Raw genomic sequence first — 251 nt, 5'->3', positions numbered from 1 at the left:
CCAAATGGTTATGATTTAAAAGGCGGAACTACTGATGTAACTAAAGAGCCTAATTATCCAGGTCCAACTGGCGCAGGTGTAGATGTTGCTCCGATCGGAGCATATTCTAGACCAACAGCTGTTTACAGAGATAGGAATGCTCCTGTGTTTATCCTTACTTATGCAGAGATTCAGTTATTGCTAGCTGATGCTGCCGCTAGAGGTTATTCTGTGCCAAGTTCTGCTTCAGCTTATTATGCTGCAGGTTTGGA

General features: G+C 43.4%; 1 protein-coding gene. It reads left to right on the top strand.

Going from position 1 to position 251, the window contains the following annotated elements:
* Window positions 1-251, top strand: a 251-nt coding sequence (locus ACM615_RS24470) for a SusD/RagB family nutrient-binding outer membrane lipoprotein (RefSeq protein ID WP_431012721.1), incomplete at both ends; no start/stop codon positions are given.

Source organism: Rahnella sp. PAMC25617 (assembly GCF_050606005.1).
GTDB lineage: Bacteria > Pseudomonadota > Gammaproteobacteria > Enterobacterales > Enterobacteriaceae > Rahnella > Rahnella variigena.
This window is presented reverse-complemented; position numbering and strand designations above follow the sequence as displayed.